Here is a 14856-nt window from a genome sequence, read left to right on the forward strand (position 1 = left end):
GGCCGGTCTCACCGGTGGAGTACGGCGGGAAGTTGTAGTGGTGGATGTAGCGCTTGGACTTCTCCGGGGACAGCGAGTCGATCTGCTGCTCCATCTTGAGCATATCCAGGGTGGTCACGCCGAGAATCTGGGTCTCACCGCGCTCGAAGAGGGCGGAGCCGTGGGCGCGCGGGATGAGCTCGACCTCGACGCCGAGGTCACGGATGTCGGCGACACCGCGGCCGTCGATACGGAAGCCCTCGGTGAGGATCTTCTGGCGCACGATCTGCTTCATCAGCGAGTTGTACGCGGCGCGGACCTCCTTGGCGGCGTCCGGGTTGTCGGAGAAGGAACCGACCAGGGACTCCTCGATCTCGACCATGTAATCGTTGGCGGCGTCCTCGCGCTCGTGCTTGCCCTTGATCGTCATGATCTGGCCGAGCTTCTTGGAGGCCTTCTTCTCCACGGTCTTGTACACGTCATCGGTGTACGGCGGGAAAACGGGGAACTCCTGACGCTCCTTGGCGGCCTGCTCAGCCAGGCCTGCCTGTGCCTTGCACAGCAGGGAGATGAACGGCTTGGCGGCCTCGAGGCCCTCGGAGACGGTGACCTCGGTCGGGGCCGGGGCACCGTTTTTGACCAGCTCGAGGACGTTGGCGCCGGCGCCTGCCTCGACCATCATGATGGCGACGTCCTCGCCCTTGCGACGGCCCTTGCGCTCGACGAGTCGGCCGGCGACGACCATCTCGAACACGCACTGCTCGCGCTGTGCCTGGTTGGGGAAGGCGACCCACTGGCCCTTGGGGTGCTTGTCATCGGCGATGAGTGCGATGCGCACACCGCCGACGGCGCCGGAGACCGGCAGACCCGACAGCTGGGTGGCAGCGGAGGCACCGTTGATGGCGACGACGTCGTAGTAGTCCTCCGGGACCTGCGACATGACGGTGATGACAACCTGGACCTCGTTGCGCAGACCCTTCACGAAGGTCGGGCGCAGCGGGCGGTCGATGAGGCGGCAGGCCAGGATCGCGTCGGTGGAGGGGCGGCCCTCACGACGGAAGAAGGATCCCGGGATGCGGCCGGCGGCGTACATCCGCTCTTCCACGTCAACGGTCAGCGGGAAGAAGTCGAAGCCTTCGCGGGGCTGGTTGGATGCGGTGACCGTGGCCAGCAGCATGTTCTCGTCGTCGAGGTAGGTGGTCACAGCGCCGCCAGCCTGGCGGGCCAGCTGGCCGGTCTCGAAACGAATTTCGCGGGTGCCGAAGTCACCGTTATCAATGGTGACGGATGCCTCGGTAACGCCGAAATCCTCGTCGACGTGAAACTGTACAGGGTTGCTCATGAATCTCCTTGATGAGTCTTCTCGACGATCATCGGTGCCGTCGAAGTCGTGTCCTTTACAACGGGAGACATTCTACCAGGTGTGGTAGGGATTTCGGAATGCCGAAATGCACCCCATAGCGTGGTACCAAATCTTGGTACCTTTAAGCTATGGCGACCAACACATCATTCAGCCTCGACGACCATTTCGTCGACTTCCTGTCCCAGCAGGTGGCGAGCGGCCGGTACCGCTCGGCGAGTGAAGTTGTTCGTGCCGGCCTGCGACTCCTAGAGGAACGTGAACTCCAAGTTGCACACCTCCGCGACGCCATTTCTCAGGGCTTCGCCAGTGGTGCACCCGAGGACTTCGACTTCGACGAGTTCATCGCCGGAAAGATGGCGTGAACAGTTACCGGCTTACACCCGCTGCCCGCCACGATCTCGCCTCCATCTGGGACTACACCGAGCGGAAGCGGGATCCTCAGCATGCCGAGGCGTACCTCCGCTCCATCCAGTTGGCGGTGGAGAGCATAGCCGAGCATCCCAAGCGAGGGCGTCCACGTCACGAACTCCGCGACGGACTGCGAAGCTTCCCCGCAGCCCGACGCATCATCTACTACATCGTCGCAAACACCCATGTGGACATAATCCGGATCCTGCATCACCGGATGGACACTTCGCGCCGCACTTGAGGTGGAGACACACAAAACCCGCCCTCCAATTGGAGAGCGGGTTCGGCATTGGAAGTTGTACTTCGCTTAGCGACGCAGGCCCAGGCGGGCAATCAGGTCACGGTAGCGCTCGACGTTGTTGTCGGCGAGGTACTTCAGCAGGCCACGACGACGACCGACGAGCAGCAGCAGGCCACGACGGGAGTGGTGGTCGTGCTTGTGGAACTTGAGGTGCTCGGTCAGGGTGTTGATGCGGTTGGTCAGCAGAGCGATCTGCGCCTCCGGGGAGCCGGTGTCGGTCTCGTGCAGGCCGTACTCGTTGAGGACAGCCTTCTTCTGCTCGGAAGTCATAGCCATGATGGTTCTTCTTTCGTTGTTTCAGTCCACATGAAATGTCCCTGGCCTGGGGGTTTCACGCCCTCGGCCTGGTGGCGCAACTGCTGTGGACCGCAGTCGCATGAAGCCTTGGAGGATCTTACCGGGTGGTATGGGTGGGGGCCAAATCCCCGCTGGCCTATCCCCGTGTCAGCCAGGTGTCAGTCTCCCAGTCCAACACACAATCGTATCGACCAGTCGCCGCAACCTGCCCCCGCAGCCGGGTCTGGAAATCCACGTAGTCTACGCGGTCAAGCTTCGACCATGTCCATCCTGAAGCCACCGGCAGCTTCATCTTGAATTGACTCTTCGCGTGGCCGTAGACGATCCGATCCAAGGGAGCATGCAGCAGGTGGTAGGAGTTAGACACCACGGGGTGTCTGAGAACAGCAAGATATTTCAGGGTCATGTTGAGCCACTTCTGCGCCTGTCCGTAGCTCATTACAAGGCCTGCTCGTTGTGCTTCGGAGAATTCGCGGAAAGCCTCGATGAGCGCAACGCAACAGAACACATGCTTCTCATCGAAGTTGACCTGCAACGCTTCTGCTTCCACTGCCAAAGCGTCGATCTCTTTGATGAAATCCACGATCAGCCCGCCGTTCCGCGCACGTAGGGCATCAACCGGGTTGTCGGCACCAACATTCAGCTTCCCGATCCCGCGTATCGTCCTGCTGAGGTCGCGAGATGCGCGGTTCGAAACCGCCCGGATTGCCTTGTCAGACTCGTTTCCATCCGGCCCAGCAACACCGGCCCCGAAATAGAAGGCGACCAACGAACAGAGCCGCCGGTCTTCTGACATACCCTGTCCGTTCATAGAATCCACCTTAGTTCCTGGACGAAGTTCACAGCCTTCGCGAGCATGTTCCATCTCTGGAGCCTGGTGTTGTCGGTCTGCCCTAGGTTGGACACGTAAGGCGGCATGATTCGACACCTAGCTCGGCGAGGGTTTCCACTGGTCACCGGTGTTAGTTGTGTAGTTTCACCGAGTCATGCTTTTGAAGTACGAAAAGCTCAGTAAGCTCATTGTGTTCCCGTTCTCTGCCCTGACCTCAGGAGGCTATCGCTGTGAAAGCCGACTCATCTCGCTACCACGAGGTGTCAAAGACGCAGTACAGCCATGAAAAGTTGGGGATTGCTCATCTACTCAACGCCGTTCCGGACGCCCCTCCCTATCGCGTGTGGTCGAACTTCGAGTTCATCGATGACAACGGCCAGTGGCACGAGGTGGATGCGCTCGTTGTCGGCCAGCGGCAGGTGCACCTAGTCGAGCTGAAGAATTGGTCCGGCACCCTCACCGGCAACGAACACCGGTGGGAGACCATGGGAGGTGCTTTCCCCCGGGTCAAGAACCCGGTCAAGCTGGCCCGGTACAAGGCCCAACGCCTGGCGAGCCGCCTGACAGAGGAGTTTTCGCGCATTGTCCGGGCGGGCATCATCGACGTGCCGTACGAGTACCGAAAGACCCCCTGGGTGAAGGAATCAGTGTTCCTCCACAACGCCGACGTGGTCTCGCGGCTCAGTGAGCACGGCTCCCAGAGTGTTTTCGGCCTGGACGGCTACGAAGCAACAACCGGACTGCCGGGTATTTCCGAACGCCTCACCGAAGGCCCGGACGAGCACCGGCACATCTCCGAGGATTTCAGCCGGGTCATGCTGGAAACCGCCCTGCAGAACATCACCGGTGGTTACCAGAAGAAGCGCACGCGGCATGCGGGCTCGTGGGTTCTCGATGCAAGGGACGAGTGGGACGACCAGGTTGAGGTATGGACAGCCCATCACCAGGTGACGAGCGACAAGGGCTTCGTGCACATTCCCGTCATGCCTTCCGACCCGGTGGAGGCCGCGAGCGTCAAGGGACAGGTCGAGCGGACCTATACCATGCTGTCGGCTATCAAGCATGACGCCATCGACTCCCCTGAGAGTCTCGCTCTTCTCGACGACACCGGGATCCCGGTGCTCGTGTACCAGGGGCACGCCGGGCATGAGTCGCTCGATTACCTCTTCCCGGGCACGGTGCTCACCGCACCCGAGCAGGTCGACATCATCCTGCAGATCTCCGATGCCATCTCCTACGCCCACGAACACGATGTGGTGCACCGGGGGCTGGGGCCGGGAGCGGTGACGGTTAACGTCACGCAGCTGCGGGACCCGGACATCGCGTCAGCGGTCAAGGTGAGGAACTGGAACCTCGTGGGCACGGCATTGCCGTCCACCCTGACACAGTTGCACACCACCAGCGCCAGCTCCGACGATTTCGGGGACGTTTTCCTGCCTCCAGAGGGTTTCGACAACACCGACCGCCGGACCGCCGAGCTGTTCTCGGTGGGAGCACTCGCCTACTTCATACTCTCCGGCGGCTCTCTTCCGGCCAGCGATGTCCCCTCCCTGCTGGAACGCCTCCTCGAGTCCGACGGTCTCGACCTGGCGGCCGCCGGCGCCACGGTCGAGGAGGAAGTCCGCGAACTCATTCGCGGGGTGACCTCCCCCACCCCGGAGACTCGCCGCAAGACGGTGGCCCACGGAGATCGTCGCAAGAGCACTGAGAAGATTAGTCCGGTCCGTTTGTTCGCCGACCGCCTGCGCGAACTCACCCAGGAGCGCCGCACCGACGACGGCACGGATGCCCTCCAGCCGACGATCAACGGAATGATCGACGACCGATTCCTGGTGGAGAAGGTCAGCGGCCGCGGGTCCACAGCCATCGGCCTCCGTGTCGTCGACACCGGAGCGGGCAACGAGAAGCGCATCCTGAAGGTTGCCCTCAGCACTGACAAGGCCCGCATTCTTTACGACGAGGCCGAGACCCTCACCGATCTCAACGACAAACTCAGCGGACATTCGGCCGCCGATCGTTTTGTCACGCTCCTCGAGCCCACCCTGCAGCTCCCCCATGACCGCACCGCCCTGTTGCTGTCCGACTGCGGCGAATACACGCTGCATGACGTGCTCAACATGGGTGGCACCACCCCGGAAGGATTCTGGCGCCTCGGTGAGCAGCTGCTCACTATCGTGGAAGCTCTGGAGTCCACGGGCATCACCCACCGGGACATCAAGCCCGCGAACCTCGGAATCGCGGTGTCTGGAGGCCATCAGCATCTCTCGCTTTACGACTTTTCCTTGTCTGCGATCGACCTGAGCCTCGTCGAAGCCGGCACCCCTCCCTACCGTGATCCTTTCCTGGCCGCGAAATGGGGCAAGCGCACCCATTTCGATTCGAGTGCGGAACGCTACTCAGCGGCCGTGGTCCTGCACCAGCTGGCCACTAACTCGACCCCGGCATACGGCGACGGCGAGACGATGCCGGCAGCCACGGACGGAAGTCTGAAGTTCGAACCGGAGTTACTCACCGCTGGTTTCACGCCCGCCCAGGTGGCAGAGCTGACCACGTTCTTCCGTTCCGCACTCCACGGGCACGTGGAGAAGCGACCCAAGGACGCGACGGAACTCAAGGAACTGTTCCTCGCGGCGCGGCGTGCCACGTATGCCGTCGTCGAGCCCCCTGATCCGGAGCCGGTCGAGCTCCCGCCAACCACCGCACCCACCACGGAGATCAGCTCCTTCCGCGATCTCGCTGCAGAGCTCAAGGGCCTGGCTGGCTCGCCTCGCCAGGCGATTCGTCGCTACGTGGAGCATCTGCTCGGTGATGAACCCTCGGATCCTTTCGCCACGGCCGCAACCTACGCAGAGCTACTGCATGTGTCCACTCAACGCATCAGCCAACTCCCCGGGGAACTTCGACCCCGCTGGCGTCAACAGCAGGAAGTGGCTGAGGTTCTTGACCGGCTCGGAGCCGCGTTGCGGATCGCAATCCGTTCCGCCGGACGTATCGCCACACCACGTCAGCTGACCTCCGTCATCGCCGAGGTGCTCCCCGACGACGCGGCCGCGCAAACCCAGCGACAGCAGATCGGTCTACTGCGCATCCTGGAGATGGATCTTCATCTCAGCGAGGATGCCCTCACGGTCGTCCGCCGGGGGCGTCAGCAGATCGCCGTTGCCCTAGCACTGTCCGACGATGACACACTCATCGGGCTTCCTCGTGCGCTCGAAGTGGCCGCTGCAGAAATCGCGAAGCGTAACGATGCCGCCACTCTGTCTGCTGAGGACACCCGGGCAGGGATCACGGAGGCCGCCGCCGGGCACTTTCAGGTCAGCGCCGCGGATCTTCCGGTGGCCCCGCAAATCCTCGTTGAATTGGCCACCAGCCGTTCCTTCCATGTTGCGCTGACTGCGTCGGGTGAGCTCTACTCCCGCGACGTCCTACAGCTGGCGATGCTCACCGACATCATCAAGCCGACCGCCAACGCGGTGAACCGTCAAGTACTGCAGAATCATCTGGACGCACGGTTTCCGGCAGCCCACAACCGTAAGCTTCCGCGGGGTGCCGAGTTGCTGGCTCTGCTGCAGCGTATTGACCCGGCGTTTGCCGCCCTGGCAGACAGCTCTTCGTTCACCCGCTCCGCCGGAGATGCCCCGTCGACGTCCCTGGCCACCCGCCAGCCCACCGCGACGGCGCTGCGCTCCTATATCCCGGAATCTGCGGAGTCCGCGGAGTTCCGTTCGTTGTTGAGCACGCTTGAGACGCAATTGCCGTTGAAGTCGTTCCGTGCGATCGCGGCTCCGGTCGGGCAGACGGATGTTCTGGCCAGGAAGCTCCAGCGGCACTTCCCTACAGATTTCGTCAACCTCTCTGATGCGGTGCTGGGTGAGATCCGTCATCGCATGGAGTCCAGCGGACAGGCCGAACTATTCGTCAGGTTGTTGGCTCTCGACCCCGAGGACTCCCGCGCCGCCCTCAGCGGAGTGGTCAGGAGCGCCGCTGAAAGCGTGCTGACGCAGGCACGTCACTCTGAACAGGACGTCATCCTGCTCACCGACGTTTCCATCCTGGCGGATTACCAGGCGCTCGACCTACTCGAGCCGTGGACGGACATCACGAGTTCTGCCAATCCGCGTTCGATGTGGGTCGTCGTCCCCTTCGAGGGGCCGGCGACCCGCACCAGTCTCAGTGTCGACGGTCAGGCACTGCCCCTGACCAGCCCCGCCCAGGCCATCACCATCAAGGATCTTCATGACTAACCCCGCTTTCTCCGCTGCTCTCACCAAGGCCCTTGGCACCGAGGTCACCGCTCTCGTCGACGACATGCGCGTCCGCCTCCACGCAGACCCCACCCGCCTCGAGCAATGGAAGGCCGACTTTGAGAAGGCCAAGAAGGCGGAACGAGTGGCCGGAGCCTTCTCTGACTGGGAAGACGAACAGCTCCACCAGGCCGCCGTGGGCTGGGCCCTGACCACTGTGTTCCTCCGCTTCGTTGAAGACAACTCCCTGTTCGGAGATGGCGAGGCTTTCGTTTCCGGCCACACCCCACAGCTCCGCCAGGCCGCACGCGACCGGGAGGAACAGTTCTACGCCACCCATCCGGAACAAAACTACCGCGGTTATCTTCAGCACTGCTTCACACAGCTCGCCGACGTCCCCGCCACGCAGGCACTCGTCGACGACTACGCTGCCTTCCGCCTCATGGAACCCACCGATGACGCCGCGCGCCGCCTAATCGACTTCTGGCGCGACGTCGACCAGAACGGAAACCTGGTGTGGTCACTGCACGATTCGACTCTGTCGACCCGTTTCCTCGGCGACATGTACCAGGACCTCTCCGAGTTTGCCCGAAAAAGGTACGCACTCCTGCAGACCCCGGAGTTTGTCGAGGAGTTCATCCTCTCCCGCACCCTGACCCCCGCGCTCGAAGAACGCCCCCTGGAGGGATTCAAGCTCATTGACCCCACCTGCGGGTCCGGGCACTTCCTGCTCGGCGCGTTCCACATGCTGCTGGATGCCTGGCACGCCCATGCCCCCGGCGAAGATCCCCGGGCCCTCGCAGAAAGCGCGATGTCTGCGATCCATGGTGTGGACATCAACCCCTTTGCCGTGGCCATCACTCGCTTCCGGTTGACGGTGGCATACATGCAGGCCGCCAAACATGACCGGTTGTCTCGTCAGCTCCCAGAACCAGGGTTCACCGTGTTGGCTGGTGATTCCTTGCTTTATGGTCCGGCCAGCTCGGAGGACGCCACCTTGGCGATCGGAAGCACGGAATCAACCGCCTACACCACGAAAATGGAAGACCACCAGGCCCTGTCGGATATTCTAAATCCGCAGGCATTTGATGTCGTCGTCGGTAACCCGCCGTACATCACGGTCAAAGACAAGGCACTCAACCGTCGCTACCGGGAGAGGTACGCACCATACTGCCGAGGAAAATACGCAATGACCGCACCATTCATGGTGCTGTTCTTTAAACTGGCACGCGGCAATGAAGTGACCCAAAGGCCTGGCTGGGTTGGCCAGATCACCTCAAACTCCTTCATGCAACGCAACTTCGGTAGAGTAATCGTGGAACAGTTCTTCGCCGACATCGACCTTCGCGAAGTCATCGACTCGTCGGGCGCTTACATCCCGGGCCATGGAACACCGACAGTCATCTTGATCGGCCGCCATGATAAACCATCCCGAAAGGGAGTTCTTGGAGTGCTAGGGGTCCAAGGGGAACCTGGAGTTCCAAAATCTCCGAGGGAGGGATTAGTTTGGCACAGTATCGTCAACAATATCGATAATCGAGGATTTGAGAATGAATATATTTCCGTCTCATCGCTGACCTCCGAATTCTTGAGTGAATTCCCCTTAAGCCTTTCGGGTGGCGCCGCACCACAGGTTGCGGAGACAATCGACTCACGAATGCAGTCGGTACTTGCTACTCACGTATACCGTGTCGGCGTTTTTGCAATTCTAGGTTCCGACGAAGCGATGTTCTTCCCCCAGAAATCTACTACTTGGAGAAACTTCGCCCAGCATATGAAGCTAATCCAACTTGGTAATGAAGTGCGTGATTTTCGTGCCACGACTCAACTTGCGTGCTGGTTTCCTTACGACAAAAGCCGTCAGCTCTTAACCCTTGAACAGCTAGGTGACCGTGTAAACCAGCTTTGGCCCACTCGACGAGTGCTACAGGATCGCGCAACTTTTTCCGGCGGCACCTACCTTTCGGACGGTCGGCCTTGGTACGAATGGCATCAATTCCCCATAGACCAGGGAGCCTCTGAGCTGACGATCACTTTTGCTTTTGTGGCTACGCATAACCACTTTGTTCTCGACCGCGGCGGAAAAGTCTTCAAACAAAGCGCCCCCGTCATCAAACTCCCCGCCGATGCCACTGAAGACGACCACCTCGAACTGCTCGGGATCCTCAACTCCTCCACCGCCTGCTTCTGGCTCAAACAAAACAGCCACGACAAGGGAAATGGAGGATACGGCGGAGGCATCGCTAGTGACACGTGGGAGCGATTCTACGAGTTCACCGGTACCACACTCAAGCGTTTCCCCCTCCCCGAGGGCAGCGTCCTGGAACGCGGACGACGCCTCGACACCCTCGCTCAACAACTCACCGACTACGACCCCGCCGTACTGTTCGACACCACCACCCCATCAGCGGCCGTCATCGACCATGCCCAGGAGGAGTACTACCGCATCCGCGAGCTCATGATTGCCGAACAAGAAGAACTCGACTGGGCCGTCTACCACCTCTACGGACTCACTGACACTGACCTCTCCCTCCCCGTCGGCAACGTCACTGGCATCCCCCTGGGTACCCGCGCTTTCGAAATCGCCCTCGCCCGCCGCGTCGCAGCGGGCGACACCGACACTGCCTGGTTTGATCGGCACCACTCCACACTCACCACCACCTTGCCCACCTGCTGGGACGACACCTACCGGGGCGTCGTCGAGAAGCGCCTTGCCCTCATCAGCGAGGATCGCAGCATTAGCCTGCTGGAACGACCCGAATACAAACGCCGCTGGGCCGACGAACCCTGGGACACCAAAGTCCACCACGCCCTGGAAGCCTGGCTGCTAGTACGTCTGGAGACCCCCTCCCTTTGGTTCCGCCACGACGGCATGCCCCAAACCCGCACCCTGCGGGAGCTCGCCGGCATCATCGAAACCGACCCTGGTTTCGCCGATGTCCGTGACGTGCTGCCCTTGTGGAGCACCAAACACGGCCGCAGCATCCTGGACATGCTCATGGACCTGCTCAACAACGAACCCGTGCCCTATCTGAAGGCCCTGCGCTACAAGGGACGCGGAATCCGCAAGCGAGCCGAATGGGAAGCCACCTGGGACGCCCAACGAGGTGAAGACGCAGGTGAAATTGGGCCCGAGGATGTTCCGGTTCCCCCGAACTACACCAGCGCGGACATGTACCCGGCGGTGTGGCGCCACCGCGGGAAACTGGATGTGCCGAAGGAACGGTTCATCTCCTACCCTGGGGCCTCACCGGTCACGGACCCCACCTTTCGAATCGGGTGGGCCGGTTGGGACCACCTGCAACAGGGACTGGCGTTAATGTCGTTGTACAGCGACCTCAAAGATGACGACGCACCTCGCGAGACGTTAGGTGCAATTTTGAGTGGGTTGAAGGAGCAGCTGCCGTGGATTGTGCAGTGGCACAATGACATCGACCCCAACCTGGGTGTCCGTCTCGGTGACTACCTCACCAACCAGCTGCGCTCAGCTGCCGCGGACATCGGCACTACCGTCGAGGATCTAGACGGGTTCGTGCCCGAGACCCGACGCCGACGCACCACCAAGAAGAAGGGACAGGCATAACCATGGCTTTCACGCTCCCCGGAGCAGGAGGTTCCACAGCTCCCCTGCTGCGTGACGTCTTTAACATTCCCAAGTACGAAGGCGACACGTTCGTCCTCAAGCTCGCCGAGTCCGTTGAGAGAGACAGCCTTGACGAAACTGTTCGGGATTATGTCGTCACCGATGAGATCGCCGGAAGCCTGGGAACCGCCCTGTCTTTCGTGGAAAAGGGCTTGAGCTCCGGGGATAACCAGGGCCTCTACCTGTCCGGTTCTTTCGGTTCCGGTAAATCACACTTCATGGCCGTGCTCTACGCGCTTTTGTCCGGCACTCCGGTTACACGTGAGATCGCTGAGCTACAGCCTCTGGTGTCTTCTCACCCTGCAGCGATCAGTGCGAATCTGCTGCAGCTGCCTTTCCACTTCCTCGATTCGACCAGCATCGAAGACACGCTCTTCCGCGGTTATCTGGAACATGTGGCACGCCTGCATCCGGATGCTTCGGCACCTGTTCTGCACTCCAGTGAGTCCCTCTTCCGGGATGCCGACAACCTACGTTCCACCATGGGTGATCAGGCATTCTTCGCAGCCTTGAACGGCGCCAAGACCCGTCCGGAGGGTGCCACCCGTTCCGCAGCTCTCGCTGATTCCGGCATTGACTTCGCCGCCATTGGTGCGGCACCGCTGGCCGGGGAATGGGACTCGGTCGCTTATGGCGAGGGTCGCGCTTCTAGTGCCACAGAAAAGGTTCGCGAAGCGCTCGCCGCAGCACTGACGGAGACCCTCTTTACTTCTTATGCCGCTCACTCCCCGTGGCTCGGCCTGGCAGAGGGCATGTCCGTCATGTCCGCCCATGCCAAGTCTCTGGGATATGAGGGCGTGGTGCTCTATCTCGATGAGCTCATCCTCTGGCTGACGTTCCTGGTCCCCTCCCGCGAGAGGTTCAACCAGGAGGCCCAGAAACTTACCCTTCTTGTCGAGAGCAAACTGGGTCAGATGGCCGTCCCGATGATCTCGATTGTGGCCCGCCAGCATGACCTGGGTACCTGGCAGGACACCTCGATTGAAGCCGGTGCCGACGTCGAGGCCCGACAGCGAGCCTTTGCCCACCAGGAGGGCCGCTTTCACAACCTGGAACTGGGCAACCGCAACCTTCCGTTGATCGCCAACAAACGCCTCCTCACTCCGAAGAACCACGCCGCCGAGCTGGAGCTCGACCAGGCCTTCGACCGGCTCAACCTGCGCAGCGAAATCTCGAACGTCCTGCTGGACGGTGTGAACACGTCCGAGGAGCACCGCGCCTCCGACATGGAGGCGTTCCGTCTGACGTACCCGTTCTCCCCGGCGCTCGTGGACACCCTCATGCACCTCGCCCCGGCCATGCAGCGTGAGCGCACCGGTCTCAAGGTGATGGAGTCGTTGCTGGTGTCCAAGCGGGACACCATGCGGATCGACTCAGTGATCCCTGTCGGCGACGCCTTCGACCATGTCATCGATGGCTCACAGCACATACAGAATTCCCAGGCGGAGGTTTTCCGCAAGGGACAGGCCTTCTGGCGGGACAAGCTGCGGCCTTTCATCTACCGCAAAGCCGGAGTCGACCCGTCGACCCCGGAATCTGAGGTCCCTCCCTACGTCAAGGGCCACCTGCGGGTGGGCAAGACCCTGATCCTCTCTGCTCTGGCCCCGGGGGTCCCCGCTCTCAAGGCCATCACCGCAAGCCGTCTGGCACACCTCAACCACGGTTCCATGGTCGAAGTCTTCGCCGGCGATGCTGTCTCCAGCACGCTGTCCGAGGTCCGCGGGTGGGCTGCACAATTCCCGGAGATCCTCATCCAGGAGGGCAGCCAGGACCCAGTCATCACCCTCAAGCTGGAGGAAGTTCCCTGGGAGGAGGTCATCCGCGGGGCCCAGATCGAGGACACCTCTTCCCGGCGTCAGGCCCGGGTGCGCACCGAACTGGCCAAGGCCCTGCAGGTCCACGGACTGAACCAGCAGGCGGACGGCGCCTATTCTCGATCCGTGGTCTGGCGGGGCACTCCGCGCACAGTGGAGATCATCTTCGGCAACGTGCGCGACGAGAGGGAACTCGTCGCCGATGCCTTCCTGCCCTCCACCCAGGATGCGCTGCGGCTGGTCATCGATCTGCCTCTGGACGAAACCGGCCACACCATCGCTGAGGATCATCAACGTATCGGGGCCCTACAGGAACAGAGCGGCAGCTCCCCCTTCACCATTGCCTGGTTGCCCCAGTTCCTGCCGGCGGAACACCAGACCCGTCTGGGTGAACTCGTGATCATTGATCACGTTCTGCAGCCCAACGGCTGGCGTGACCACACGTCCCGTCTGTCGGAGGACGTCAAGGAGGCGGTCCGTCAGGTGCTTGCCCAGCGGCAGAAGACCCTGGAGGGCGAGCTTCGTCGACACATCTCCACGGCCTACGGTGTGACCAGCGGCGCCACCTTCCCGGAGGGACAGCCTCCGCTTCGCAGCCTGGATCCCAGCGTCACGGTCCGGCAGCAGACCGGTGCCACCCTGGAGGAGGCCGCAGACCGCCTCATCGAGGCTGCCCTCACTGCCCGCTATCCTGACCACCCCCTGTTCGAATCTACGTCAGCGATCACCGCCACCGACGTCAACCGCGTCATCGACGCGCTTCGTCGGGCTGCCGGAGACGCCAATGGTCGTGCGGACTTGGAGCCCGAGGCGCGCAAGGCTGCCCGGATCCTTCTGACGGCGCTCAACCTGGCCGGGGTGGGGGAATCCCACCTCGTGTTCAACCAGGACACCTCCAGCTCGGTGATGACGGCCATCGAAACCCAACTGCGGTCGGAAAGCCACGATTCCACGGGCGTCCTGCAGGTGCAGGCGCTGCGTAACGCTGTCGCCGGCATCAATCCCCGGCAGGGCCTGAGCCCGCTCATCATCGATCTGCACGTGGCCGCGTGGGCGGCCTACCGCAACCGCTCCTGGTACCACCACAACCAGCTCCTCGAACACACCCCGCGAGTGCAGGAGATCACCCCGCGTATGGAGTTGCACCCGGTCGAACTCCCCGAGTACGCCACCTGGGACGCTGCCCTGGAGGTCGTCGGCGGGTTGTTCGGCTTGTTCATCAGCCCGGGTCTGAACTCCAACAATCTCTTCCAGCTACGCGACGGCGTCGCAGAGAAGGTTGCCGAACGTCACAACGATGCCCAGGCCATGTCGACACAGCTGAGTACGGTGTTCAACCGCCTGAATCACCCGCACAGGACCAGTCGCGGTGAACTCGCGGAGGGGCTCACCGGACTACTGGACCGCCTGCACAGGGACAGCGGGAACGCCCAGCGCACGGTCGCGCACCTGGCTGACGCGGTGACCGGCAAAAACCGCATCCTCGGTGCCTCCCCGCAGGAGGCAAACGAGGCGCTGAACACGGCCGGCGACGTCACGACAGCTCTCCGTCGCCTGCTGACAGGGTCGACCGGCCAGCATGTGACCACGTTGCAATCTTACGCGGCGCAGCGCCCGGGCAATGACGGCGGTGCGGCGATCATTCTCAATCGCCTCGTCTCGGGGCTGGCTGACCACCAGTTCAAGACCAACGCGAAATCCGTCGTCGACCGCTTCGAAGATGAGGTGGCCCGCTGGATCGCAGATGTCATCACTCCTCCCCCGCCACCGCCGCCGCCGATCGTTCCGGACCCGCATACCCCGGATCCCGATGAACCAAATCTGGATGATCGGGTGTCTCCGCCCGTGGTCTTCGAAAAGGTCACCAGGTTCTCCGTCGTCGAAGAGAAACTTCGCGATCTCGGTGTCAGTCCGAGTCGTCCGGTGAAAGTGACCATCGAATTCCTCGACCCGTCTGCAGGCACCCGATGATCAG

7 protein-coding genes and 1 pseudogene are annotated in these 14856 nt (G+C 61.9%); 5 read left to right on the top strand and 3 right to left on the bottom strand.

Annotated features, from left to right (window positions below):
- Positions 1-1321, bottom strand: a pseudogene (locus Q4G50_RS10240) (polyribonucleotide nucleotidyltransferase); the annotation flags it as partial.
- A gap of 149 nt (positions 1322-1470) precedes the next feature.
- On the opposite strand from Q4G50_RS10240, the gene Q4G50_RS10245 reads away from it, so the two are divergent.
- Together Q4G50_RS10245 and Q4G50_RS10250 are read left to right on the top strand one after the other, a co-directional pair.
- Positions 1471-1704 carry a type II toxin-antitoxin system ParD family antitoxin gene (locus Q4G50_RS10245; RefSeq protein ID WP_303377565.1) on the top strand — a complete coding sequence of 78 codons (234 nt, stop codon included), beginning with the start codon at positions 1471-1473 and terminating at the stop codon, positions 1702-1704.
- Positions 1701-1991: a type II toxin-antitoxin system RelE/ParE family toxin gene (locus Q4G50_RS10250; RefSeq protein ID WP_303377566.1), complete on the top strand. Its 291-nt coding sequence runs from the start codon at positions 1701-1703 to the stop codon at positions 1989-1991. The genes Q4G50_RS10245 and Q4G50_RS10250 overlap by 4 nt, the downstream gene beginning before the upstream one ends.
- Before the next feature lie 66 nt (positions 1992-2057).
- Here Q4G50_RS10250 and rpsO read toward each other — a convergent pair whose 3' ends face one another.
- Complete coding sequence (gene rpsO, locus Q4G50_RS10255) at positions 2058-2327, bottom strand: 30S ribosomal protein S15 (RefSeq protein WP_303377567.1); 270 nt, start codon at positions 2325-2327, stop codon at positions 2058-2060.
- Between the two features lie 157 nt (positions 2328-2484).
- A complete protein-coding gene (locus Q4G50_RS10260; protein ID WP_303377568.1) occupies positions 2485-3159 on the bottom strand; it encodes a hypothetical protein in 675 nt (224 codons plus the stop codon).
- A 311-nt stretch (positions 3160-3470) separates the two neighbouring features.
- Here Q4G50_RS10260 and Q4G50_RS10265 point away from each other — a divergent pair, with 311 nt between their 5' ends.
- Genes Q4G50_RS10265 through Q4G50_RS10275 form a run of 3 tightly spaced genes read left to right on the top strand, consistent with a single transcriptional unit; the run spans position 3471 to position 14852 of the window.
- The gene (locus Q4G50_RS10265) at positions 3471-7424 is read left to right on the top strand and encodes an NERD domain-containing protein (protein ID WP_303377569.1); all 3954 of its coding nucleotides are present in this window, start codon (positions 3471-3473) and stop codon (positions 7422-7424) included.
- Complete coding sequence (gene pglX / locus Q4G50_RS10270) at positions 7417-11007, top strand: BREX-2 system adenine-specific DNA-methyltransferase PglX (RefSeq protein WP_303377570.1); 3591 nt, start codon at positions 7417-7419, stop codon at positions 11005-11007. The genes Q4G50_RS10265 and pglX overlap by 8 nt, the downstream gene beginning before the upstream one ends.
- 2 nt (positions 11008-11009) lie before the next feature.
- Positions 11010-14852 (top strand): DUF6079 family protein, encoded by a 3843-nt coding sequence (locus tag Q4G50_RS10275; protein ID WP_303377571.1) that lies wholly within the window; start codon positions 11010-11012, stop codon positions 14850-14852.
- Positions 14853-14856: the final 4 nt, after the last annotated feature.

The organism is Corynebacterium sp., from assembly GCF_030538285.1.
GTDB lineage: Bacteria > Actinomycetota > Actinomycetes > Mycobacteriales > Mycobacteriaceae > Corynebacterium.

Coding starts and splice junctions, on each gene's coding strand:
- rpsO (WP_303377567.1), bottom strand. CDS start 2,327: ATGGCTATGACTTCCGAGCAGAAGAAGGCTGTCCTCAACGAGTACGGC.
- Q4G50_RS10275 (WP_303377571.1), top strand. CDS start 11,010: ATGGCTTTCACGCTCCCCGGAGCAGGAGGTTCCACAGCTCCCCTGCTG.
- pglX (WP_303377570.1), top strand. CDS start 7,417: ATGACTAACCCCGCTTTCTCCGCTGCTCTCACCAAGGCCCTTGGCACC.
- Q4G50_RS10245 (WP_303377565.1), top strand. CDS start 1,471: ATGGCGACCAACACATCATTCAGCCTCGACGACCATTTCGTCGACTTC.
- Q4G50_RS10260 (WP_303377568.1), bottom strand. CDS start 3,159: ATGAACGGACAGGGTATGTCAGAAGACCGGCGGCTCTGTTCGTTGGTC.